The sequence below is a fragment of the Paraburkholderia sp. LEh10 genome, assembly GCF_017814945.1.
In the GTDB taxonomy this organism is placed as follows: domain Bacteria; phylum Pseudomonadota; class Gammaproteobacteria; order Burkholderiales; family Burkholderiaceae; genus Paraburkholderia.
This window is the reverse complement of record NZ_JAGIPX010000007.1, coordinates 105,097-127,406: the sequence shown is the minus strand read 5'-3', so window position 1 is coordinate 127,406 and position 22,310 is coordinate 105,097. Positions and strand designations below refer to the sequence as shown.

Annotated in this window: 23 protein-coding genes and 2 pseudogenes; 15 read left to right on the top strand and 10 right to left on the bottom strand. The window is 60.8% G+C overall.

The genetic code is table 11. The features are described from left to right. Positions 1-11 precede the first annotated feature (11 nt). A pseudogene (locus J8I87_RS08265) lies at positions 12-653 on the bottom strand (sigma factor-like helix-turn-helix DNA-binding protein); the annotation flags it as partial. 14 nt (positions 654-667) lie between these two features. Next, the gene (locus J8I87_RS08260; protein WP_209930954.1) at positions 668-865 is read right to left on the bottom strand and encodes a LysR substrate-binding domain-containing protein; all 198 of its coding nucleotides are present in this window, start codon (positions 863-865) and stop codon (positions 668-670) included. A 204-nt stretch (positions 866-1,069) separates the two neighbouring features. On the opposite strand from J8I87_RS08260, the gene J8I87_RS08255 reads away from it, so the two are divergent. Together J8I87_RS08255 and J8I87_RS08250 are read left to right on the top strand one after the other, a co-directional pair. Further along, a complete protein-coding gene (locus J8I87_RS08255) occupies positions 1,070-1,495 on the top strand; it encodes a nuclear transport factor 2 family protein (protein WP_209930953.1) in 426 nt (141 codons plus the stop codon). A gap of 445 nt (positions 1,496-1,940) precedes the next feature. Continuing rightward, a complete protein-coding gene (locus J8I87_RS08250) occupies positions 1,941-2,420 on the top strand; it encodes a hypothetical protein (protein WP_209930952.1) in 480 nt (159 codons plus the stop codon). 73 nt (positions 2,421-2,493) lie between these two features. On the opposite strand, the gene J8I87_RS44550 is transcribed toward J8I87_RS08250, so the two are convergent. From J8I87_RS44550 to J8I87_RS08235, 3 genes are all read right to left on the bottom strand, one after another. Further along, on the bottom strand, positions 2,494-2,769 hold the full coding sequence (locus J8I87_RS44550) for a DUF3331 domain-containing protein (RefSeq protein WP_245253785.1): 276 nt from the start codon (positions 2,767-2,769) through the stop codon (positions 2,494-2,496). A gap of 217 nt (positions 2,770-2,986) precedes the next feature. Further along, positions 2,987-3,511, bottom strand: coding sequence for an Ohr family peroxiredoxin (locus J8I87_RS08240; protein ID WP_209930950.1), 525 nt, complete (start codon positions 3,509-3,511; stop codon positions 2,987-2,989). A 226-nt stretch (positions 3,512-3,737) separates the two neighbouring features. Beyond that, the gene (locus J8I87_RS08235) at positions 3,738-5,177 is read right to left on the bottom strand and encodes a PLP-dependent aminotransferase family protein (protein WP_209930949.1); all 1,440 of its coding nucleotides are present in this window, start codon (positions 5,175-5,177) and stop codon (positions 3,738-3,740) included. A 90-nt stretch (positions 5,178-5,267) separates the two neighbouring features. Here J8I87_RS08235 and J8I87_RS08230 point away from each other — a divergent pair, with 90 nt between their 5' ends. The 3 genes from J8I87_RS08230 to J8I87_RS08220 are packed head-to-tail and all read left to right on the top strand — an operon-like array spanning position 5,268 to position 6,833. After that, on the top strand, positions 5,268-5,705 hold the full coding sequence (locus tag J8I87_RS08230; RefSeq protein ID WP_209930948.1) for a GNAT family N-acetyltransferase: 438 nt from the start codon (positions 5,268-5,270) through the stop codon (positions 5,703-5,705). Further along, the gene (locus J8I87_RS08225) at positions 5,702-6,334 is read left to right on the top strand and encodes an FMN-dependent NADH-azoreductase (protein ID WP_209930947.1); all 633 of its coding nucleotides are present in this window, start codon (positions 5,702-5,704) and stop codon (positions 6,332-6,334) included. The genes J8I87_RS08230 and J8I87_RS08225 overlap by 4 nt, the downstream gene beginning before the upstream one ends. A 40-nt stretch (positions 6,335-6,374) precedes the next feature. After that, entirely contained in the window at positions 6,375-6,833 is a 459-nt protein-coding gene (locus tag J8I87_RS08220) for a carboxymuconolactone decarboxylase family protein (RefSeq protein ID WP_209930946.1), read from the top strand. Positions 6,834-7,266: 433 nt separating this feature from the next. Here the strand turns inward: J8I87_RS08220 and J8I87_RS08215 are convergent, their stop codons facing one another. From J8I87_RS08215 to J8I87_RS08205, 3 genes are all read right to left on the bottom strand, one after another. After that, positions 7,267-8,022, bottom strand: coding sequence for an SDR family oxidoreductase (locus J8I87_RS08215; protein WP_209930945.1), 756 nt, complete (start codon positions 8,020-8,022; stop codon positions 7,267-7,269). Between the two features lie 145 nt (positions 8,023-8,167). Further along, positions 8,168-8,413 (bottom strand): hypothetical protein, encoded by a 246-nt coding sequence (locus tag J8I87_RS08210; protein WP_209930944.1) that lies wholly within the window; start codon positions 8,411-8,413, stop codon positions 8,168-8,170. A 362-nt stretch (positions 8,414-8,775) separates the two neighbouring features. Then, a complete protein-coding gene (locus tag J8I87_RS08205; RefSeq protein ID WP_209930943.1) occupies positions 8,776-9,648 on the bottom strand; it encodes a hypothetical protein in 873 nt (290 codons plus the stop codon). A 235-nt stretch (positions 9,649-9,883) separates the two neighbouring features. On the opposite strand from J8I87_RS08205, the pseudogene J8I87_RS08200 reads away from it, so the two are divergent. From J8I87_RS08200 to J8I87_RS08155, 10 genes and pseudogenes are all read left to right on the top strand, one after another. Next, a pseudogene (locus J8I87_RS08200) lies at positions 9,884-10,311 on the top strand (methyl-accepting chemotaxis protein); the annotation flags it as partial. Positions 10,312-10,437: 126 nt separating this feature from the next. Continuing rightward, the gene (locus tag J8I87_RS08195; RefSeq protein WP_313064253.1) at positions 10,438-10,779 is read left to right on the top strand and encodes a YtcA family lipoprotein; all 342 of its coding nucleotides are present in this window, start codon (positions 10,438-10,440) and stop codon (positions 10,777-10,779) included. 22 nt (positions 10,780-10,801) lie between these two features. After that, positions 10,802-11,860 (top strand): multidrug transporter subunit MdtN, encoded by a 1,059-nt coding sequence (gene mdtN, locus J8I87_RS08190; RefSeq protein ID WP_209930942.1) that lies wholly within the window; start codon positions 10,802-10,804, stop codon positions 11,858-11,860. 9 nt (positions 11,861-11,869) lie between these two features. Beyond that, positions 11,870-13,969: an FUSC family protein gene (locus J8I87_RS08185; RefSeq protein ID WP_209930941.1), complete on the top strand. Its 2,100-nt coding sequence runs from the start codon at positions 11,870-11,872 to the stop codon at positions 13,967-13,969. After that, on the top strand, positions 13,966-15,450 hold the full coding sequence (locus J8I87_RS08180; protein ID WP_209930940.1) for an MdtP family multidrug efflux transporter outer membrane subunit: 1,485 nt from the start codon (positions 13,966-13,968) through the stop codon (positions 15,448-15,450). The genes J8I87_RS08185 and J8I87_RS08180 overlap by 4 nt, the downstream gene beginning before the upstream one ends. Next, a complete protein-coding gene (locus tag J8I87_RS08175; RefSeq protein ID WP_209930939.1) occupies positions 15,447-15,761 on the top strand; it encodes a hypothetical protein in 315 nt (104 codons plus the stop codon). Before J8I87_RS08180 ends, J8I87_RS08175 begins: the two co-directional genes overlap by 4 nt. 146 nt (positions 15,762-15,907) lie before the next feature. After that, the gene (locus J8I87_RS08170) at positions 15,908-17,113 is read left to right on the top strand and encodes a leucine-rich repeat domain-containing protein (RefSeq protein WP_245253783.1); all 1,206 of its coding nucleotides are present in this window, start codon (positions 15,908-15,910) and stop codon (positions 17,111-17,113) included. Positions 17,114-17,291: 178 nt separating this feature from the next. After that, positions 17,292-17,567 (top strand): hypothetical protein, encoded by a 276-nt coding sequence (locus tag J8I87_RS08165; protein ID WP_209930937.1) that lies wholly within the window; start codon positions 17,292-17,294, stop codon positions 17,565-17,567. Positions 17,568-18,408: 841 nt separating this feature from the next. Continuing rightward, on the top strand, positions 18,409-19,092 hold the full coding sequence (locus J8I87_RS08160) for a helix-turn-helix domain-containing protein (RefSeq protein WP_245253782.1): 684 nt from the start codon (positions 18,409-18,411) through the stop codon (positions 19,090-19,092). Positions 19,093-19,253: 161 nt separating this feature from the next. After that, on the top strand, positions 19,254-19,970 hold the full coding sequence (locus J8I87_RS08155) for a DUF4148 domain-containing protein (protein ID WP_209930935.1): 717 nt from the start codon (positions 19,254-19,256) through the stop codon (positions 19,968-19,970). A 25-nt stretch (positions 19,971-19,995) separates the two neighbouring features. On the opposite strand, the gene J8I87_RS08150 is transcribed toward J8I87_RS08155, so the two are convergent. Further along, entirely contained in the window at positions 19,996-21,012 is a 1,017-nt protein-coding gene (locus J8I87_RS08150) for an ATP-grasp fold amidoligase family protein (protein WP_209930934.1), read from the bottom strand. Positions 21,013-21,029: 17 nt separating this feature from the next. After that, positions 21,030-21,959 (bottom strand): helix-turn-helix domain-containing protein, encoded by a 930-nt coding sequence (locus tag J8I87_RS08145; RefSeq protein WP_209930933.1) that lies wholly within the window; start codon positions 21,957-21,959, stop codon positions 21,030-21,032. Positions 21,960-22,310: the final 351 nt, after the last annotated feature.

The following is a 22,310-nucleotide window of genomic DNA, read 5'->3' as shown; positions in this document are numbered from 1 at the left end:
AGCGGAAGCGCTCACACACCGCCATATGCAGCGGCAATACGCGCCAACTTGTCGGGATTGCGTTGCACAAGAATACGCACGACACGTTCGCCGTCCGTTTCAAATGTATGTGTCGATTTGAGTTTGCCTTCGATATAACACAACATTGCCCATTGGTCGTTGAGCATCACGAGCCTGGCGCTGAGTTCATTGCCATGACGCAGATGCGTCGCGTAGAAGAGTTGCGCGATGCGCCGTCCGCCTGCCAACGGGTGCGGGAAACAAGACACTTTGCCTCCGCCGTCGGCGATCAGGACCGCGTCGTCGGCAAGCAAGGCGCGGATCGCATGGAAATCGCCGCGATGGAGCGCTTGCACGAACATTTGCAGCAGGCGAAGGTGTGTTTCGCGCGAAACCGCGTAACGCGGACGCGTGTCGCGCAGTTGTGCCCTTGCGCGACTGACCAGTTGACGGCACGCGGCCTTGGTCTTGCCGATCGTGCGGGCGACTTCATCGTAATCAGCGTCGAAGATTTCACGCAGCAGGAAGGCCGCGCGTGCCTCCGGCGTCAATCGTTCGAGCAGCATCATGAACGCGACGGAAACTTCGTCGGCGCGCTCTCCGATGCCTTGTGGCGTAGCGGACGGATCGGTCATTTCAGGTTCCAAAAGCCATAAAGATATGTGGTTTACCCGTTTCGGAAAGCGACGTCGACACCGTCGCTTGTAAAGTTGACAGTGCCATCGTGGAGCATCAGATCGATCGAGACCTCCGGATACATGCGTCGAAACTTCGTCAACAGCGGTGCGATGACCTTTCTGCCGACTCCGACTGTCGAACTGATCCGCAGGAGACCGCGAGGCGGGCCTGCGCGCAGGTCGCGCATTTGTTCAATTGCATCCAGGATGCTTATCAGAACACGATTGCCTGGTGGACTCGTTCAGATGGGATTTATAGTCGAAATTGCTTTGTTAGCGTCGCAATCCTTTTGGATATATCGCAATCGCTAACAGTTGCTAACAACATCTAGCTGACAGAACATTCGGAATAGACCACTATTTATGATCGTTTTTTCCCACAAGGAAGCGGCATGTGTGATCTTGAAGTTCGAATAAGAAGAGTCTCACCAAAGAACGCACATGTCATCGCCTCGTTTCTGGCGGCGTTCAACCGCTCCGACGCCGATGGCATGGGAACGTTATTCAGGGACGATGCTCTCGTCAATGATCAGCTTCGCAATTTCTGGGGGCGAGCAGCGATCGATGCGTGGATCGCATCTGAAGTGATCGCCGACAATCTGCGAATCGAGGTGCTACACACTTTTGAGCACTATAGGGTAACGACGATAGTCGGCGCCATTACGGGTACATTCGATGCAAATGGGTTGCCAAACCCGCTGATCCTTAATCTGCATTTTTCGATATTCGACGATCGAATAGCCAGGCTATTCATTTTACTGGAGAGAAAAGTCGATACTTCCGCGGACGTCCGCGGCGGCAGGCCGAAGGTCGTTTAATCGTCGTGGCAGAGTGCGTGCTCGGAATGCATCTCCGAGTTTCAGTTTTAGAAGTGACATCGGCTCGATGGGTCCGAGTCTATGCATCGCTAATATAGAATCCAGAGAGGCGAAGATTTTCAGCGAGACGGGCCCTCGTTCGCGATCAGGACATCGCGCAAGGCTGCAAGCTGGTCGCGTTGTCACCAAGCTATTGTTGAGGAGGTCGCTGCTTGGCGAGGCCAAAAAATGGGCGCAATTTGCATTATCGAAGCTCAGCGATCGTGAACGGGGAAGCTCGATTGAACTCGATCTGATCACGGCATACGGGCAGGCACTCATGGTCACCGATGGGACGCTTCCCGGAAGCGGAGTTTGCAGCCCTTGAAGCATTTGAACGCGCGCGTTCCCTTCGGCATCCGGCTATCCAGGCTATGACGCTCATATGGGCGGGCGAGGTGTTTGCGTGGATGGAGAACTGGTCGAAGCTTCGCAAAATAGCGGACGAACTCGATGCAATCGTCGGTGCGAATGGCTTTGCCCCTATCGCTATGTATCGGTTGGGCTGCGCGGGCAAATTTCATATGTGGATGGCAGATACAACGAGAGTATCGCCATGCTGGAAGCGTGCCTCGACGGCATGAAGAAGTGCCGCTATACGATGTCCGCCTCCGTGTTCAGGAATGCGCTGGCAAAGGCATTGTGCGCGAACGGCGATGCGCGACGGGCGCTCGTTGTCTGCGAAGAGGCCATTCAGGCAATAGAAATCAACGGAGACGAGCTCTATCTTCCGATGCTTCGAATGACGAAAGCCGATGCGCTCAGTGCGATCGAAGAACATGAGGCCAGTATGTCGAGCTTACGCGAGGCTCTGGTGCTGGCGAAAAAACAGGGCGCGGTAGCATTCGCGTCGCAGATCGAGCGAACCGGCCGATTGGAGAGTTGAGCCTGCCTGCGAGGAAAAATCCAGGCAGGCACGCAAAGCCTGCCATATGGGACTTCGTGCGGCGTCGTCGTTTCTAGAAGTCGTCAGCCTCTTTCACGTGCGGCAACGTGTCGGCGCGAATCATGTCGAGCGCGTTTGGCGGCATCACGCCATCGCGGTGGAGCGGGCGGAATACGGGGTCGCCGCGACGCACCGGCACGCCCGACAGGCCGCAGATTCCGGAAGTACGTGCAAAGCCCGCGCGCCATGTCTGATCCTCGTATCTTCCTCGCGTCGAATCGCTCCACGAGACCAGGATCGTGCAACTCGTGCGCCACTCGATGCGGCGAATCGACGAAGCGTTGGCCATCGCGGACATCGTCGAGTAGCGGTGTTTGCGTGATCCAACTGAGGACCCGACTGAGGACCCAACTGCAGACCCGACTGAGGAAGCAACCGCGGAGCCGATTGCGGACGTTCGACCCGGCTGGGCAATCAAAAGAGTGCGACCATTCAAGCCGCTGACAATCTGGAGCCATGGATCGGTTCTGTTCATTTCCAATCTCTCTACGATACGGTGAGCTGCGTCATGATTCGCTTGCGTCTCCGGCCACAACGAGCGAGACGACGTTCGCGATGCCTTGCCTTGCCATCTTCGTGTACGGGCAAAACCGTTCCGTGCTACGGACCAGTTCTTCAGCGACGGCGCGGATGACACCCGGCAGACGCACGCGCGTATGTGCGCTGAGCACGAACAGCCCATCGACGGGATCGCGTCCGAAGTCAACGGTGACATCGACTGAAGCGCCGGGAATGGGAATGGAGGCTCGTGCCGCCAGCAGATTGAGCGCACCGTGAAAGCAGGCTGCATATCCCGCGGCAAAGAGTTGCTCCGGGTTCGTGCTGCCACCCGGCCCGCCGAGTGCCACGGGCAGACGCAACTCGACTGCGAGTTGACCATCGTCGGAAGTCGCGACGCCCGACGCGCGCCCGTGACGCGCTTCGCCACCCGTCACGGTGACGGTGGTCGAATACAGCGTTTGAGATTCTTGTCCGCGATACTTGTCGAGTAGCGTCAGCGGAGGCGGGCACAACGTCGTCGGTTGTCTCATTACGGATGATCGAGGTTCGCTTCGTGGCACTGTGAGCGCGCGAACCACGAAACTGGCCCATTTCGCACTCGGTCTGTCGGCAGTGCATCGTAGGCTTAACCACCGATATGCAGAAGACTCGCTGCCGGAGCACGGTGTTGCGTCAGGAACATCGATCGACGCGTGTCGGCCGAAGGATGGGCCATTGAGAAGCAGGCAACGCAACGCTTACCGTTGCAAAGCGCTGCTACGCAGCGAGATCGAAGGCCCGCATCAGTTCCGCTACGAGGCGCTTCGCCTCGGCCTGATTGCGAATGTTCGTGAACCCCATCAGCAGGCCGCGTCGCCCGGGCGAGCCGTTGCGCCATGCCGTCAGCGCATGCACCGCGAAGCCTGCTTCGCGTGCGCGCGTGGCGAGAACGATGTCGTCGAGATCGTCACGCACATCGACGAGAAGATGCATGCCGCCGTCCTGAAGATGGACGGTGAAGCCATCGGCTGCATAGGGCGCGAGCGCCTCGGCCAGCATCGCGCGCCTGCGCGCGTAGAGGGTCCGCATCCGTTTAATATGGCGGGCGAAATGTCCTTCCGCGATGAACCCGGCCGCGGCCGCCTGCATGAGCTCCGGACATCCGCCGTGCACTGTGCGCCTGCATGCCAGCTCGAACGACGGCACGAGGCTCGGCGAAACGACCACATAGGAGAGTCGCAGCCCCGGAAAAAGCACCTTGCTCAGTGTCCCGCAATAGACCACCCGGTCGCACGCGTCGAGGCTTTTCAATGCGGGCAAAGGGTGGCCGCGATATCGGTATTCGCCGTCGTAGTCATCTTCGATGATCCACGCGCCGCGCTTGCCTGCCCAGTCGAGCAGCTCGACGCGACGCTGCAGGGACAGCGCCACGCCAGTCGGGCTCTGATGCGACGGCGTCACCACGGCAAGGCGTGCATTCGGGAAATGCTGTCGCCCGTAACCGACATCGACGCCCTGGTCGTCTACAGGCACGTCGCAAATCTGCAGACCGATGCGCCCCAGCGTGTGCGACGTCGGTGGATAACCGGGAGACTCGACCCAGGCGCTGGCGCCCGTCAGTTTGAGCGCGTCCACGGCGAGCGCAACGCCTGCGGTATAGGCGGGGACGACGAACACCTGCGTCGGCTGTGCGTCGATGCCGCGCGAGCGATGCAGATAGGCCGCCAGCGCTTCGCGCAACGGCGCATAGCCGGCAGGCGCGGGCTTGTTCAGTGATCCCGCCTTTCGGACTTCGCGCGCCATCAGGCGGGCCCACAGTTTCCGCGGGAATTCGTCGAGTGCGGGCAGGCCCAGTTGCAACGCCGCCGGATCGCCTCCTTCCATTTCGAACATGGCGCCGGACGTGTCCTGCAGTGGCAGGTGATGAACCGCGGCACGCGGGCTCTTCGCGCGCTCAGGTTTCGCGGGTGTGGTGTGCTCCGAGACGAAGGTCCCGGCGGGCCCCCTCGATATCAGATAACCCTCTCCGAGGAGCCGGTCGTACGCCACCTGTACCGTCCCCCGCGCGACGCCCAGCTCGATCGCCAGCGCCCGCAACGAGGACACCCGCTGGCCCGGCTTGAGTTGCCCCTGCTCGATCATCGCGCGGTACCGGGCGTAGATCTGCTCATGGATCGGCGCGCTGCCGGATGCGTCCGGAGCCGGTGACTGGTTCATGGCCTGGTCCAAAGTGAAAAAAATGTCCCTGTCCGCTGTGTCATCGATCGACGACACTGGAGCCTACACCAACCCGGATTCATCGGCATCATGACTGACACCCTCATTCTCAGACACGCGGAAACGGACGCCGAATTGATGGCCTGTTTCGATGTCATGCGGCAATTGCGGCCACATTTGAAATCATCAGACGATCTTCTCGCGAGAGTCGCGGTGCAGCGCCCGCAAGGATATCGCCTGCTTGCCGTCTGGAGTGACGGCAGGCCCGTGGCGCTCGCCGGCTATCGGCATCTGGACAACCTGATTCATGGCCGTTTCGTCTACGTCGACGATCTGATCACGGACGAGAGCGGACGCGGCCACGGCTACGGAGAGCGCCTGTTGTCCGAACTGAGCACGCTCGGCCGCGCACAGAACTGCGAAAAGCTCGTGCTCGACACGGCGCTCGCCAACGCGCTCGCGCAACGCTTCTATTTTCGCTTCGGCTTGCTTGCCCGTGGCCTTCACTTCAGCATGGATCTGCAATGAACAGCCTCAAATTGCTTCTGCTCGACTGCAGCCCCCGGCGTGAGAACTCGACGAGCCGGCACTTCACTCAACACCTGTTGCCCGCGCTGTCCGCGCGTCTCGGGCGCGACATTCAGATCACCCGGCGCAATCTCGGCGTCGAGCCGCTCGAGGCCATCTCGGCAGAGTATGCGGACTCGCTGGTGATGCCGGCGGCTGCGGCAAAGGAGCGTTTCGGCGACGCGCTTGCGCTTTCGGACGAACTGATCGAGGAACTCGATCAGGCGGACATTCTGTGGATCTCGACGCCCGTGTACAACTTTACGGTGCCGGGCGTGCTGAAGAACTGGATCGACCTGGTGGTTCGTCGCGACGTGACGTTCACCACGACGGAGACGGGCAAGGTCGGCTTGTTGCGTGACCGCCCGACATTCGTCGCGGTCACGTCCGGCGGCGCGATGTTCCGCGAGCCCGCACTCCAGCCTGACTTCTTCCGCCCTTATCTGACTGCCGTGCTGGGTGTCATCGGAATCGAGGACATCACCTACGTCCCTGCCACGGGTCTCGCTTTCGCAGACGAGCCGCTTTCCGTCGTGCAGACGAAGGCGGCGCAATGGCTGCGCGAAGACCAGGCAGTGAGCGGCGTCTGAACACTGCTATTTCATACTTCAATTCAAGGAATTCATCATCATGAATGCACCTCGTCTTCCGTGGACCACACTCGCGCCCGCTCAATACAAGTCGATGTACGGCGTCAACCAGGCGCTCGCCAAATCGTCTCTCGGCAGCAACCTGATCGAACTGGTGCAGACGCGCGTGTCGCAAATCAACGGCTGTGCGTTCTGTCTCGACATGCACGCACGCGAACTGCGCAAGGGCGGCGAAACGTGGCACCGACTGAATGTGCTGTCGGCATGGCAGGAGACCAACCTTTTCACTGCAAAAGAAAAGGCCGCATTGGCATGGGCCGAGACGCTGACCCGTCTGCCCGACGGCTATTCGGAGCGCGAGATCGAGTATCAGGCGCTGCGCGAACATTTCAGCGACGAAGAAATCGTTGAGCTGACGTGGTCCGTTGCCGTGATCAATGCCTGGAATCGCATGGCGATCAGCATGCACCAACCCGTCGATACGAATCCCATCGACTGACGGTGCGCAGGTGAAGCCCGGATATCGAGGCCGGTTGCAGGGCAAGCGGCCCGTGATCCCCTCGAATCCCGGGCCGATTGTATGGAGTGAGGAGTGCCGGCCGCTACGGTATTGCGCGGAAACAGCGAATGTCCCGATGCGTGCCTACGGCGGCGGGAATCCGGCACGTTTCATTCCGACACGGCAGCGCGCGTGACTCGACTGAGTCGACGCATCACCGAGGCCGTTCGTGGAGAGCATCATGTTTCGTTTTGGACCTGTGCTGGTGCTGACGTGCTGGATCATGCTGGCTGCCGTCAACGTCGGGCTTGCGCTCGCAGTCTCGTTCAGCGGCAGCATTTGAAGTCTGATAGCGGTTCACCGGCGCGCGACCGTCGTGCGCATTTCTCGCGACGCAATACGGCCTTCCATACGGGCTGCATCGCAATTGGAATCAGCCTGCCGCCTTCGAGCGGCGAAGCCATTCATCCAGACCAACGGCGCCGAGGCGCGCGTCACCCAACGGCACGAGTGACTGTTCGTCGACCAGGCTGCCGAAGTATCGGGCCTCGGGATCGCGCACGACTTCACGCGGGTCGCCGACTGCCTTCAGATAGCGGGCGATGATTTCGTCGAACGGCGCGCGTTCGGGGCCCGCTATTTCGACGATGCCATTGCGCGGCGCCGCAAGCGCCACATCGGCGACGAAGGCGGATACGTCGTCGGCCGCGATGGGCTGGAACAAGCCCGGTGAAATCCTGACGACGTTGCCGCTCGCGCATGAATCGGCGATGCCGCCGAGGAATTCGAGGAACTGGGTCGAGCGGATGATGGTGTAGGGAATGCCGGAAGCCGCGATCAATTTCTCCTGGGCCACCTTGGCGCGGAAATAGCCATTGTCGGGCGAGCGGTCGATGCCGACGATGGATAGCGCGACATGATGCCCGACGCCGGCTGCCTTTTCCGCTGCGTGCAGATTGCGGCCGGAGGTCTCGAAGAATTCGAGCACGGCCTTGTCTTCGAACGAGGGCGAATTGGCGAGGTCGATCACCACCTGTGCGCCCGCCAGGCATTCTTTGAGCCCTTCGCCCGTAATGGTGTTCACACCGCTCTTCGGTGAGGCGACGACGACCTCATGGCCGCCCTGGCGCAAAATGGGGACGGTCTTCGAGCCGATCAGGCCCGTGCCGCCGACGACGACGATCTTCATGATTCACCCTTTGTTGTCGAGCACTTTGGAACCCTGACTGGGTCTGAATGCAGTCGAGGGAAACATCGCGGCGCTCTTCGCGGACGAGTCGGCCCCATCCGCGAAAATGCCGCTGACGACTTCCGCGAGTGTTGCGTGTTGCGCTCTAGTGGCCCGCATTCGGGCTGCATCGAGGCAGGTGCCCGCAGGAGGTCACGTACTGGGACCATTCAGCGCGTGCCGAACTGCCCATTGCACTACTCGTGCCGGACACACCGCCATACTCGGTGTTGCTGGTCGAGGTGGTCGCCGGCTGCGCGTTTTGCTGGCCCGATGTGCTTTGGGCGTTCACTCCACCCGCGAACGAAATCGCACCGAGGAATGCCGCAGACAGGAGGAATGTTGTCTTCATGACTTGCTCTCCTTCAACACGAAATCAGATTTCAGAACTTGCTGCCGCTTTGGTTTAGACACCAGGCGAAACGGTTTGCACGCGTGTCTGCCAGGCACTGCCGGCGACTGCGCCTGATGCTGGAATGACCCGGTTGCCAAGGCCTTGATCGTGGCCCTCTGCCGGATTTCTGAGGTAAAGGAACGCGGCGATGCCGCGCGTGACGTTCGAGGTGACAGGGGCACCTGAAGAACTGTCATGGGCCGGTGAGCCCGGTGCGTGCAAAGGAAGACGCACGCTTAACGATATACCTTCTGACGCAAAATGGTATATGGATCTGAAAGGCGCGCGTATTGCTTTTGTAGCCTTGTCGTCGCCGCATTTCAGACGGCTCCCGCCAGCCACAGCGCGAGATTGACGCAATAGCGATGCGTGTCGCGCAAGGCTTGCGGCTCAGTCTGCATGGTGTTGCCAGGAGGCTCATCCACAAAGCTCGGACAGCCGAGTCGTGCGTCCCAGTTGTAGTCGGCGAAATGGTGAAAAGTACTGCCGGCGACGGCGCGTCCGCCATCTGCCGACGACTCGAAAGCGACAGCCAGATTGAAGCCCTTTCCTGTGACTTTGCTTTTGCCTCGTGCGATCACGCGGGCGGGTTGGCCATCGGGAGCGTCGACGGCGCCCTCATGCGGGTGCGCCGGCAGGAACCGGATTGCACCCGTCGGAGAGTCAGGGTTCGCCAACACGGGATGAACGGGTGCGACGATCGCCACTTCCTGAAAATCTCCATTCGCACCCGAATGAAAATTAGGCCACGAGATGTGGGTCGAAAACGGGTCGTCGGTTGTGCGCATGGATTCGTCGGGGTCCAGATTGCGCGTGTGAAAGTGATGCGCCTTGCCCACGCCGCCCAGACTGCACAGCGAACTGCCCACATCCATGTGATCCCGCGTGGCGAAGAGGCCTTTGCCCGCCTGCCGGAATCGCGTGATTCCCGCACAGTCTTCGGGCGTCAGTCCGTCACCATTATCAACGGCGAACAACCACAACTCGTCGAAGCCGCTTTCATCGAGACGTGAGAGAACAGAATCGGGCTGCCCGAGGGGATCGCGGTCCCGGGCAGTGACGTTGAACGTCACGCGCCCGTCACAATCGCGATGGGCACGCAGCAATTGCGCGAGGCGGTCGAACCGCGCGATCGACCAGTCGTCCGGCGCGGCCGGGATGGTCGTTTGAAGCAGGATCTGGATGGTATGCACGATCGTCGTTAGCCACAAAGGAACCGACTATTGGACATTTTCAAAGTAGCGAATGGGGCGAATTTGTCAAACCCGGCCGATTATATGAGCGGTGCCAAAACGTGTCATCGAAGGGGGGCGGTGGCCGGACCCGTGTGCTGTCGTGCATGCGGAAGCCGTTTATAAAGGGCATGTCTTGATACGGTGGCACATCGATGCATACGTGCGCTGCGAAAGCCGTCGTTGACCAGCACCGGAGGCGATGGACGGCATCAACACCAGTTCTCAGAAGATTGCCAATATTATCGGCATCATCGAAAGCATTGCATTCCAGACAAACATTCTTGCGCTCAATGCCGCCGTCGAAGCTGCGCGCGCGGGTGAACAGGGGCGCGGCTTTGCCGTCGTCGCGGCCGAGGTGCGCTCGCTTGCACAATGGTCGTCATCGGCTTCCAAGGAAGTCAAGGAACTGATCGAGGACTCGGTGCAACGTGTGAAGGCGGGCACGGAGTTCGTCAGCGTCGCCGGTTCGACCATGACCGGGATCGTGCAATCCGTGCAACGCGTGACCGATATCATGAGCGAGATCGCGTCGGCATCGATCGAGCAAAGCAAAGGCATCGGCCAGGGTCAGAGGCAGTCGGGCAAATGGACTCGGTGACGCAACAGAATGCCGCGCTCGTCGGGCGCATGCTTTTATTGCGCGATTTCTGCTTTTTCTTCGTTCTTGGTATGCTTGCGGGGGGCTTGGCCGCGCATTTGTCTTCCCGGATTGCTGATCTGTGATCTATGCATACCTTACTGAAGAACGTGGACCGCACCGCCGTCCGTGAAATCGATTCGAACAACGAGAACGACCATAGAACGATGGGCGCCAGCCCTCTGGGCCGATACCCAGGGCATTCACTCGGTCTTGCAGCCATTGCCGCGGTTCCGCTGGCCGGCTGTGTCAACTCGCCGTCGATCAGCGTGCTTGGCGCCTACTTTCCGGACTGGCTGTTCTGCATCATCGCGGGCGTTGTGTTCGCGATCGTCATTTATCTGCTTTTGAAACGTTTCCAGGCCGGCCATCTGCTGGGGCCTTCAGCCGTCGTGTACCCGACGCTCGTCGCTTTCTTTTCGTTCGCTGTCTGGTTGATGTTGTTCAGATAACTAATCTCTTTCAGGTGGGTAAATGGCGACGACAGCCAGTAGAACATCGAAGAGAACCTGGCCGGCCATCGTTCTGGTTGTGGTGACGCTGTTGCTGCTGCTTTTCGTCATCCGCGAGCTCGATCGCGCGCCGCGCACCGACGACGCCTACGTGTACGCCGATACCATCGACGTCGTGCCCGAAGTCAACGGCCGTATCGTCGAAATGGCGGTGCACGACAACCAGGCGGTGAAGCAGGGCGATCTGCTGTTTCGCATCGATCCGCGTCCGTATCAGGACGCGCTGACGCGCGGCAAGGCATCGCTCGTCGCGCTCGACCATCAGATCGAGTTGACCCAGCGTACGGTCAATGCGCAGCAGTACAACGCGGAGTCGGTGCGCGCCGCCGTCGAGCGGGCGCGCGCCGCGGCCGGCCAGGCGTCCGACACGCTGCATCGGATGGAGCCGTTGCTGTCGCACGGTTATGTGTCGGCAGAGGACGTCGATCGCGCGCGCACCGCGCAGCGCGCCACGCAGGCCGAACTGAGCGCCGCGCAACTGCAGGCGCAGCAGGCGGCAGCGGCGGTGAGCGGCGTCGACGCACTCGTCGCGCAGCGTGCCGTGATCATGGCCGAGATTGCCATCGCCGAACTGAACCTCGAGTATGCAAGCGTGCGTGCGCCGTTCGATGGACGCGTCGTGTCGCTAAAGACAACGACGGGGCAGTTCGCATCGGCGCTCAAGCCCGTCTTCACGCTGATCGACACACGACGCTGGTATGTGGTCGCAAACTTCCGCGAGACGGAACTGCAGGGTGTTCGCTCCGGCACGCCGGCCACCGTCTATCTGATGAGCGATACGGGGCAGCGCTTCAAGGGCACCGTCGATTCGATCAGCTACGGCGTGTCGCCCGACGAAGGCGGCATTGCGCTGCCAGGCGGATTGCCGCGCATCCAGCGAACGCTCAACTGGGTTCATGTATCGCAGCGTTTCCCCGTGAAGATCCTCGTCGAGCATCCCAATCCGGAGCTGTTCCGTGTCGGCACATCGGCGGTCGCCGTGCTGCACGCCGGCAGCGGCAACGACGTCGGGCGTCGTTGAGGAGCGCGCATGTCCGTGGCCGACTACCTGCCCGTTACGCTGCGTCAGATGGGCGCGTTCCTCGAACGTGAGCTTGCGCCGTTTCCGGGGCGGACCAACGTGATGTTGCGTTGCATGCTGACGAGCGCAATCGCGATCGTCGCGTCGATGGCGCTGCAGGTGCCGGAACTGCCGCTGTCGCTGCTGGTGGTGTTCTACGTCACGCAAGCGAACGTAGTGCTGACGCGCCTCGTCGGCGTGATGTTCATCATCGGTTCGACGCTCGCCATCGGCCTGTCGATCCTGCTGCTGAAGTTCACGTTCGATTACCCGCTGGTGCGCATCGTCGTCGCCAGTCTGCTGTTTTTCGGCAGCGTCTACCTGATCCGCGTGCTCAGGATCGGCGTCGTATTCTTCGTCGTCGCAATCGTCATCATCTATGTGCAGAGCTTCGTCGATCGGACCGGCCAGGCGGATCTGCTGATACGCGCGGTGTTGTGGGTCTGGGTCGCCGTCAACTATCCGATTGCGCTGACGCTCGTGATCAACACGTTGCTGTTGCCAGCCGAGCCGCAACTGCAACTGAAGGCGGAGATCCATCGTCAGCTGACGGCGCTCGAAGCGCGCCTGACGCAACTGATCGACGGCGTTGCGACGGCCGCGCCGATTGCGCTCACGGCTGTCCAGCAAGGCGCGATGACATTGCAGAAGCTGCTGCGGTTCACGATGATGCGCGACGCCCGCTATCGCGAGCATCAGGCGGCGCAGCTCGCGTGCGTTGCGACGGTATCGCGCCTGTATCGCGGCGCGAGTGAACTGCCGCACGACGGGCCGCGTGCTTCGGCAGCGCAACTGAAGATGCTGCACGAGTTGCGCGCAAACGTCCGCGCGCTCGACGAAGCGGTAATGACAGGCGCCCCTTATCGCTACGTGAGCACGGCGACCCCTGAAGAACGCGCTGCCGCCGATGCGATTCCCGGCGCGAGCGAATTGCAGCGCGCGCTGAACGCATACGCCGATCTGGCCGTAAGCGGCGCGCAACCCGGCAAGCCGCCCGCGAGCGAACCGATGATCGCGCCGGACGCGTGGACCAATCCCGCGTACATGCGCTTTTCGCTGAAGACGCTGCTCGCCGTGCTCGGCTGCTATGTGTTCTATAACGCCGCCGACTGGCAGGGCATTCACACCATCATGCTGACCTGCGTGATCGTCGCGCTGCCGAGCCTCGGCGCATCGACGCAGCGCGCGTTGCTGCGGGTTGCCGGGGCCGTGACCGGCAGCGCGCTCGCGTTGTTCATGGTCGTGTTCGTCTTCCCGCATCTGGACGACATCGTCGAGCTGCTGCTGGTGACGCTGCCCGTCGTCGCGTTCGGAGCGTGGATTGCAGCCGGATCGGAACGGATCGGCTACGCGGGCGTGCAACTGGTGTTCACCTTCTCGCTGGCGTTGCTCGACCAGTTCGGTCCGACCACGAATCTCACTGAGATCCGCGATCGCATGGTCGGCATCATGCTTGGCGTGGGCGTCGCGACCTTCGTGCAAATGTCGTTCTGGCGCGAAGGCGAGGGCGACGTGCTGCGGCAGAAGCTCGCGACGATGCTGCGTGCCATTGCCGCGCAACTGCGCGCGCCGCTCGCGGGCGCCGATCGAACGGACGAGATGCCTTATGCGCAACGTCAGCTCAAAGCATGGGCGGCGCTTGCCGATTGCGAAGCGACGCTGGCGCGTGTCGTGCTCGAGCCCAACTGGCACGAAGGAGAGCAGGCCTGGTTGACGCTGCGCGCGCAAACGGTGCTGGCGCAAGGGCGCGAAATCATGCTGGCGGGCGATGTGCTGCGCAACGCGCTCGCCGCACAGGACGCAACGTCGAGCCCGGCGGTGGCCCGTGCAGTGCACGCGGTTCAGGACCAGGCACGCGAAGAACTCGATCGCTACGCGACTGAGCTTGCCGCCAATCCGCCCGCTGCGCATGCGCCGCGACGCGTCGAGATCGCCGCGCTTGCGGTGTCCATGGCGGAATCGAGGCTCGTCGCGGCGGCCGGGAATCTCTCGCGCGAGGTGGCGGGACTGCCCGACTGGCATGTCGACGCGGCCGTCACGGCGCCTTCTTCACAGGCGGTCAATACATGAACGCGCGAGCGGGTCGAAGCACGGCATGGCGCCGATGCGCGATAAACGTCGCATGGGTGTCATGCGTGCTGCAGGGCTGCGCGCTGATCCATCACGACAGCGCGCCCTATCGCGAGATCGCGCCCGAGCAGATCAATCTTGCGAACGACATCCATCTCGCCCGCGATGGCTGGCCGGCTGCCCGCTGGTGGACGCGCTATCACGACGATCAACTCGATGCGCTGATCGATCAGGCTTTGCGCAATGCGCCGACGATGGTGATTGCGCGCACGCGCGTCGCTCAGGCCAGGTCGGATGTCGAGCTGGTCAGAACGGGATCGAGCCTGCAGGTGGTCGCGCTGGCGCTGCTGGATCGCGAGCATGTTTCCGCACACGGCTTTCTCGGCCCGTTCGCGCGGAACGAGCCGGCGCTGGGGCTGACGGGGCCGTGGTATACGGAAGGCCTCGTCGGGTTCGGCGCAAGCCTGAACGTCGACATATGGGGCAAGCAGCGTGCGCAGATCGCCGCGTCGATTGGCGTGAGCAACGCGCGCCTTGCCGAGACGTCCGCCGTCGAGCTCGAAATCTCGACCGACGTCGCGCAGCTTTACTACGGCATTCAGACGACCTGGCAGCTTATCGACCTGCTCAACGAGTCGCATGAGGTCGCGGCCTTCGCGGTGCAGGCTCACGAGGCGCGCGCGGCACGCGGGCTCGAAGCACGGACGCAGCTCGAAGAGGCCCGCGCGCAGCAACTGGGCATCGAGCGGCAGATCGCGTCGGCGCAAGCGCAGATCAGGCAGTTTCGCGAATCGCTGCGGGCGCTCGTCGGCGCGGGTCCGGATGAGTTGCCTGTCATCGAACCCGTCGCGCTGCCGCGCTCGCACGCGGCCTTGCCGCCGACGCTCTCGTACGAGCTACTGGCCCGTCGCCCCGATCTTCAGGCGATGCGCTGGTATGTGGAGTCATCGTTCGACCGGATCGACGCGGCGAAGGCGGCGTTCTATCCGAGCTTCGACATCAAGGCATTCTTTGGCTACAACGCCCTGCGCCTCGGGGACCTTTTCACGCACACCAGCCAGCAGCTCAACCTGATTCCGGGCCTGTATCTACCGATCTTCGATGGCGGCCGGCTCAACGCGAACCTGAGCGGCGCGCGCGAGGGCAGCAACCTGCTGATCGAGCAATACAACCAGGCCGTGCTCAATGCAGTGCGCGACGTTGCGCAGACGGGCAGCCGACTGCAGGCGCTCGACGAGGAAACCGGCTTGCAGAGCCAGCGGATCGAATCGGTTGCCTTCACCCGGGACAGCGTCGAAGCGCATTATCAGCGCGGACTGACCAGCCGCCTCGCGGCGCTCGAGGCGCGCCAGCCTGTGATCGCGGAGCAGGCCGCGCTGCTTACGCTCAGAAGTCAGATGCTGAGTCAGGAAATTGCATTGACGAAGGCACTGGGCGGCGGCTATCGCGCCGATCCGCCCGTCGAGCTGAAGCCGCGTTGAACGGCGCGAACGGTCCGCGGGCATTTGGAGGAAAGCTATGGACGATCTCGAGCGCCTGGTCGGCTGGCCTCGACTATCAGTTCATGAAGGGCAACGAGACGCTCCTCAACAACAAGGCGCACCAGGTCGCATCGGCGATTCAATATCACTTCTCGAAACGGACGACGGCGTACGTGGAAGCGATTTACCAACGCGCAAGCGGCGATGGCGAGACGACGCGTGCATGGATCAACGGCCTGCTGCAACCGGATGGAGCCGCGAGCAATCGCTCCCAGACGCTGGCGAGAATCGGCTTGCAGACAAGGTTCTAGGCAAGCGGCTCGCGGCCCGCTTGGTCGTTTCGTCAGTCCGCTGATCTCTCGTGTATAAAGAACACAATTCTCGACTTGCGGAGTCCGCCGTGGCAGAAATTCCACCCTCGAGCACACAGCCAACAGCCGAACATGCGCGCGCCTCCATGTGGCGCCGCCCGAAGCCTTGGGCGATTGGTGCCGGGATCCTGCTGTTGCTCGTGATCTTGCTGGTGGCGATAAAGCCCTTTGGGGCAAGCCGCGCGATGCGGGCGCTAACCGAGCTTGGATTTTCACAAGGGGCCTGTAGCGACGACGGCCCCACTGCGGCGCCCCGGTCCGAATGCCTCGCGTTGCGCGCGAACCCGGCGCTCACGAGTGCCGGGCTTGCTGCCGCGGCGCCCTACCTGGAAAAGCTCGACGGCAGGCTAGAACTGAATCTGGCGGGCACCGAGGTCGACAGTATCGAGTCGCTGAACGGACTGGATGGCCTGGAGTCGCTCGACCTCACCAGCACCCGCGTTTGGAACCTCGACGCGCTCAAGAAACTTTCGTCGCTGAATAGGCTCGTGCTTCATCGCACGGATGTCCAGAGCATCAGTGCGCTAAAAGGACTGACCGGTCTACAATCGTTGAACCTGTGGGACACGCGGGTTTCGAATCTCGATGCGTTAAAGGACCTGTCCGACTTGCGTCAACTCGATCTTCGCGACACGCAGGTTCGCGATCTGGATGCACTGGTAGATTTGCCGCACCTTGAAACACTCAAATTGGGCGGCGCGCGAAATGTCCGCAACATTGCGCCGCTCAGTCAGTTGGGCTCGTTGAGAACGCTCGATCTCAACGAAACCCAGATCGAAAACATCGACGCATTGAAGAAGCTGCACGATCTCCAGGCACTCTATCTGGCGAACACGGCGGTTCGCAACATCGGTCCGCTCGCGGACATGCACGCGCTGAAAACGCTCGTGCTCGACGGGTCGAAAGTCGCGAATATCGACGCTATTCAAAGCTCGCTCCAGATGGAAACGCTCGTTCTCGCGCGCACGCAAGTCGAGAGCATCGACGCGTTGAAGGGCCTGAAAAATCTGCGCAGGCTCAATCTGGCCGATACCGACGTCGAGAACATCGACGCGCTGAGCGCTTTGACAAACCTTCAGATGCTCAATCTCTTTCGCACCCGTGTTCGGAGCGTCGATGCGCTGAAGGGCTTGACGGGTCTGCAGGAACTCTATCTTGCGAACACGCCCGTCGAGGATGTCGCGCCGCTAAAGCGCCTGACGGGTTTGCGGGAGCTGGTGCTCTACGGTACCCGGGCGAGCAACGTCGATGACATCAAGGCGGCCCTGCCGAAGACTCGAATCGTGTGGTAGGCGCGGTTTGGCCGCTTTCGTCCAGCGCCGGATGGAGGGCGAGTCATTTTCGCAACAGGTGCGGAAGGTCACACAGCCGGCGCCGAGATTTTGATAGTCTTAATCCGTCAGCATGCCAGGACCTAACAGACGCTTGCGACAAGTGCGATCAAGCGTCCTTGGACGGGAGGTAACGCTTATGCTTGGCTGGATTGCAAAGTTGATTTCTCAACATGCTCCGACGCCCGAAAAGCAGGCTGAGCGGGCCTTGAGCGAGCTTCGTATGGGTCTGTTCCAGGCGGAGCAGCGGGTGTTGGATGCCCAGTTGCAAGCCGACTATTATCGCAGCCGCATTGCTTTCTGCGAGCAGGTCGTCAAAACAGGCATCGAGCAGGTTTCCGACCATCGGAAGAGCCCGCACGAAACAGTGATCGACAGCTCGCGGCCAAGCCTGAAGCTCACCGCCGCCCAGTGATCTGGGCCAGCATTACCGGCGCGTCGACAGGCTTGCGGCATGTTCGGACATGCATGCACGATGAACTGCATGCATGTCAATACGGACACAACCTGGCAGGCCATGCTGCTTGCGAGCCGGTATTCACCGCGACTTCAATCGCGGCGGGCCAAACCGCCGAGACTGCAACTTATTCGCAACTTCTCCTCAATGCGACGGCGTGGCGCAGGCTGACGAGCGCGAATTGCACGCGCTACCAGACGAATTTTCAACGCGCTGCCAGCTAACCATCTGCTCTCCCGAGTGCCTTGCTGTTATGCAAATGGCACAAATGCTGCTTCTTTCCGACCCTGCAAGCCCGGTGCCATGAATGTTCGGCGCGCCGGAATGTGCGCGCGGTAACACATGCGTCCGATTGACGGTGGCGCATCTCGCTCGCTGTTTTAGCCGGGTCATTACGAGTTCGTTTTAGACATGAATAAATGCACAAGCATGCCGTCAAAAGAGGCAAGGAGAAGTCATGTTCTTCGCAGACGACCGGCAATGGAGATCAATTAAACACCCAACCCTTCGGCGAATCGCATTTGTGCTTACCGATGCGTGCGACCTGCTTGGCGTGGGCGTCATCGCTGAAGCGCTCGAATGCGCGGGTGCACTGGCAACGGCCGAAGGTTCTCAAGGATACGAATTGCGGTTTCTGTCCGCGGATGGCGGATTCGTCAAGTGCGATCGCTCGCTGATCGTCTCGACCGACAAACTGGCCAAGGCTTGCGAAATGCGGTTCGCCGCCATCTTCGTTGCAGGTGCGCCTGATTCGCGAGCGGTGGGCAACGCGCTATCACAGGTTTCGTGGTTGAACCGGATGAAAGCGAACGGCACGCCCGTTAGATTTCTGACGGCAAGCGCCGTGAGGCCGGGTGGTGACGCAGCGGCGCGTACGCCAGCTGGAATCGACACTTTCAATACGCCCTTGCACGGGCGCGACCAGAAGGCACGATTGGGAAATGCGATCAAAATAGCCTTCGACGTCATTTGTGGAGACTTCGGAGAGTCCATTGCTCGCGAGGCTCTGCGCCGTACGGCCTTCGTCGATTCGAACGAACTGGCGAGCGTGCACGCCGCCGACGTGGCCGTGACCGCCGTCGACAGAATCCGCGCCGTCGCCCAATGGCTTCAGGACAATTGTCATCGTGCCGTCAGCGTAGCCGACGCGGCAGACGCGTGCGCGATGAGTCAGCGGACGCTGTTGCGCTACTTCCATACCTACGTGGGGACTTCGCCTTCAGAGTACCTGCAACGCGTGAGACTCGAACGTGCCTGCGAACTGCTGGCGGAAACGTCATTGCCCGCGGACAAGATTGCCCGGCGCGTCGGCCTGACCAACGGCGATCGACTGGGCAAGCTGTTCCGCCGTTGTATAGGCAAATCGCCGATGGGGTACCGTGCATGGCGACGCGCGAAATTGGCTGGCGGGGAGGCGAGTGGCCGCCCGGGGTTCACGAGCCACTCGCAGATCGGTATCGAAGTCTGCAACGAGTTATCTTGACGCGACGGCGTCGTCGCGGTTTGTCTTTGGTCCGATCTCCGCCCACAATTGGTGTATCGATTGCTGACGATGGTTGCAGTCGTATAGAGTAATAAGCCTGCGGCTGTGGAATTGCCCGTTGCCGTTAGACTCTCTGCGCCTTCGCCGAGAAGAGGGGCACGATGATCAGTCGATCCGACGGAATGACTGTTGCAGGCTGCGCTGTGATGTGCTTGCTGGTCGCTGTCGCCATGGGTCTGCACATCGACAGCGATGACATGTCCGCCAACCGGTCGTGGAGTCGCGAGGATGCCCCGGACATCGATCGCTCGTGGCGCGTGCAGGATGCACCCGCAAGTCTGCATCGGAACACGGACGGGATTTCCGATGCCGATATCGCCTTCATTCTTCAGGCGATCAAGGACAGCTTGCAGCGCAATGACTTGACGGTTGCAAGAGTCCTGCTCGATGCAGTGCTTGCAATCCGCAGCGATCTTCCCCAAGCAGTGGCTTTGCAAAAAGATCTGAATGCGCGTGAGGCCGCTGTGGCGGCTGCACCAACAAGCGAAGTGCCTGTGAGTCTGCCTACCCCGGCAGCAGCAGAAATACCCGATCGCGTGCAGGAGCAACCGGCTCCCGTGGTTCGCACGCAATCAGCAAATGGCTCGCGCCGGGCATCGGACAGAAGTTCCGCGCGTGCGCACCCCGCCTCGACTGGCAAGCCGCACGACAAAACGCGCCATGCCATACAAGTACCGCACTATCACGGACCAGTGCATGTCGCGAATGCGCGACCGAAGACACGCACCGAAGTCGTCGACGAACTCAAAAGCGCCCGCACGCACGGATCGATGCCACGCTATGGCAAACCCGATCCATATCAGCACGGCGGTTCCTGAGCAGACTTGAACCGGAACCGACGCGCTACATATTGTCCCACGCGGTCAGCAGCTTTCCCCACTCATAGTCGATGTGATCGGGCGTGAAGGGCAATACGCCGGCCCCGGGCGTAAAAGTCAATTCGCCGAAATAGATCCGCTTATCGAGCGTATAAAGGTCGACGCGCACGTAGTCGAAGTCTCTGGCCAGTCTGTTTGCTGTTTGCAGCAGGACGTCGAGATTCTCCGGCTTGGGCGGCGGCTTTGCACTGCGCGTGTAAGGCCCAATGCACATGTCCAGGTTCTTCCACTGCCCGTCGAACACATCTCCATGCGTGTTGCTGCCAAATCGGTCCGAGATCATCAGGATGAAATTGATCGGTTTGCCGGTGCGTGCACCTAGGCAGTGAATCTTCATATCGGCGGGAACCCGCCCTTGCTGGTCGACAAGCAGTTTCTCGAAGAAGATGCGCGGCTTGATCTGACGATAGTGCCGCTCCCGCGAGACATGATAGAACGACGTCGACAGCCATTGGTCGGCAAGCTTGCGCAACTGTTCGAACGTGGTCTGCGATTTGTCCCTGACGATTTCGACAAAGCTACTGCCATGGTTCGCCTTCATCACGAACGACTCGGGCAGGCCGTCGAAAACTTCGCGTGTGAAAACGTCGGGGGCGGCGATGAGCGGGATCAGATACTCTTCACCCAACTTGTCGGCGACATATTCCCGAACGGCGAGTTTGTCCGTTAGCCGAACGAAGCGCGGGTCCGGTCGAAGATTTCGCTGCAGGATCTTTTCATTGAATGTGGTGGGGTGAATCAGCCGCGGATAGCGGCCGATACATTTCCGATGTAGCAGGGTGAGAAAGAGCGTATCGGGCAAGATCGACTTGGCGGCTTCTTTCATTCTTCTGACCGTCGATGGGGGCCGGCCCTGGTCTCCGGGATCTTGATCTGGCGGAAATCTGTTTGCCTCCCTTTTATTCGACGGTCGTGCGGTTTCGTGCTGCGCGCCCGATCGACTTGCGTCGTCACCGGGGCGCGCGTATCCGGGTGCTGGCATATTTCGCGCGTATCCCTTCAGAATGTAGGCCTCATCGAAGAAGCGATTGCCACGTCATATTCACGCGCGCCGCCGCTTCTCGACACCGGCGTCAGCCCATGACTTCCGTTGCCGAGATGACGCAGCGCCCGGAAGCTCGTCGGAGACATCCCATAGCGGACTTTGAAAATTCGCCCGAGCCGGTTGCCATCGCCCATGCCGCAGCGTCTTGCGATCTTGTCGATCGGAAGATCCGTATCCATAAGCATTGAACAGACCACCTCGAAGCGTGTGCGAAGCAGGTACTCAAGCGGGGTCATGCCAAATTCGACCTTGAACCGGCGCTGATAATTGCGTTTGCTCATCGTCGCGCACTCGGCCGCCTGGCTCACGGAAATCGCCTTGCTGTAGTTCTCCCTGATCCAGCGCGCCGATTCGCGGATCTTCTCCGTCGTGGTCGCCATGCTGAGATCGTCCATATCAGGGCGTATGCGCTCGCGGACGTCTGGCTGCAAGGCATGCGCAATCCGGTGCGCTGTTTCCGCACTCAGGTCGCGCTCGATCTGGGCGAGCGCCATATCGGTCGCCGTTGCACCGGCGGCGCGTGTTTCCGACAGGCCGTCGTCGAGAACAAATACAGGCACGCCTGATTGACCCGGAGCGCTGGACATGTCCGTCTTTTGCCGTATGCACGACGAGGCCGTTGAGTTTTGGCGCGAAAGCCACGAAACGAGTTCTTCACTCGATTCCGTCGCGGCACTCCCGCTGCAGGCCACGAAGAACGCGTGAAAGTCCGTGAGCTGATAACGGTCGAGCTTTTGTGTCCAGATCGAAAAACAAGAGCCACCGTTAACAAAGCCACCCGACTCCGACAGCACCGAAAAGCGGTAAGGAGGCTCTACGCCCAGTTCCTGCTCGAGCCGATTGGCGAGGCAAAACGCGTCGCCTATGGCTCCCGCTGCTGCCATTGAGCAATGCTGTGAGATGAGCAGGCCAATGTGTTTCCGGGATTCCCGATTCGCAGGCCGACCTCCATCGCGCGATAGATGTGGCTGAGCAATTCCATTCACTATTAGCTCTCCAAATCAATATGCGATATTTCAATGAGAGTCAGAATACCGTACGAAAAAGGGCCATGCGATACCTGTCCGATTCTAGCGATCGAGATGGCGTAATCGTTCGGATAAGGGAAATTGTTACCGGCGCGGGTTTTAATGTTCCAGACCGTTTGGCTGACTGCGGCAAGTTTTTCTTGCGGAAATTGACTATCGTTTGCAGAGGAAATAGGGGTTTTATCCTCGGAGAGCCTTGCGCTATAA

Coding starts and splice junctions, on each gene's coding strand:
- J8I87_RS08260 (WP_209930954.1), bottom strand. CDS start 865: ATGCGCGACCTGCGCGCAGGCCCGCCTCGCGGTCTCCTGCGGATCAGT.
- J8I87_RS08255 (WP_209930953.1), top strand. CDS start 1,070: ATGTGTGATCTTGAAGTTCGAATAAGAAGAGTCTCACCAAAGAACGCA.
- J8I87_RS44550 (WP_245253785.1), bottom strand. CDS start 2,769: ATGGCCAACGCTTCGTCGATTCGCCGCATCGAGTGGCGCACGAGTTGC.
- J8I87_RS08240 (WP_209930950.1), bottom strand. CDS start 3,511: ATGAGACAACCGACGACGTTGTGCCCGCCTCCGCTGACGCTACTCGAC.
- J8I87_RS08235 (WP_209930949.1), bottom strand. CDS start 5,177: ATGAACCAGTCACCGGCTCCGGACGCATCCGGCAGCGCGCCGATCCAT.
- J8I87_RS08230 (WP_209930948.1), top strand. CDS start 5,268: ATGACTGACACCCTCATTCTCAGACACGCGGAAACGGACGCCGAATTG.
- J8I87_RS08225 (WP_209930947.1), top strand. CDS start 5,702: ATGAACAGCCTCAAATTGCTTCTGCTCGACTGCAGCCCCCGGCGTGAG.
- J8I87_RS08220 (WP_209930946.1), top strand. CDS start 6,375: ATGAATGCACCTCGTCTTCCGTGGACCACACTCGCGCCCGCTCAATAC.
- J8I87_RS08215 (WP_209930945.1), bottom strand. CDS start 8,022: ATGAAGATCGTCGTCGTCGGCGGCACGGGCCTGATCGGCTCGAAGACC.
- J8I87_RS08210 (WP_209930944.1), bottom strand. CDS start 8,413: ATGAAGACAACATTCCTCCTGTCTGCGGCATTCCTCGGTGCGATTTCG.
- mdtN (WP_209930942.1), top strand. CDS start 10,802: ATGGCGACGACAGCCAGTAGAACATCGAAGAGAACCTGGCCGGCCATC.
- J8I87_RS08185 (WP_209930941.1), top strand. CDS start 11,870: ATGTCCGTGGCCGACTACCTGCCCGTTACGCTGCGTCAGATGGGCGCG.
- J8I87_RS08180 (WP_209930940.1), top strand. CDS start 13,966: ATGAACGCGCGAGCGGGTCGAAGCACGGCATGGCGCCGATGCGCGATA.
- J8I87_RS08170 (WP_245253783.1), top strand. CDS start 15,908: ATGTGGCGCCGCCCGAAGCCTTGGGCGATTGGTGCCGGGATCCTGCTG.
- J8I87_RS08165 (WP_209930937.1), top strand. CDS start 17,292: ATGCTTGGCTGGATTGCAAAGTTGATTTCTCAACATGCTCCGACGCCC.
- J8I87_RS08160 (WP_245253782.1), top strand. CDS start 18,409: ATGAAAGCGAACGGCACGCCCGTTAGATTTCTGACGGCAAGCGCCGTG.
- J8I87_RS08155 (WP_209930935.1), top strand. CDS start 19,254: ATGATCAGTCGATCCGACGGAATGACTGTTGCAGGCTGCGCTGTGATG.
- J8I87_RS08150 (WP_209930934.1), bottom strand. CDS start 21,012: ATGCCAGCACCCGGATACGCGCGCCCCGGTGACGACGCAAGTCGATCG.
- J8I87_RS08145 (WP_209930933.1), bottom strand. CDS start 21,959: ATGGCAGCAGCGGGAGCCATAGGCGACGCGTTTTGCCTCGCCAATCGG.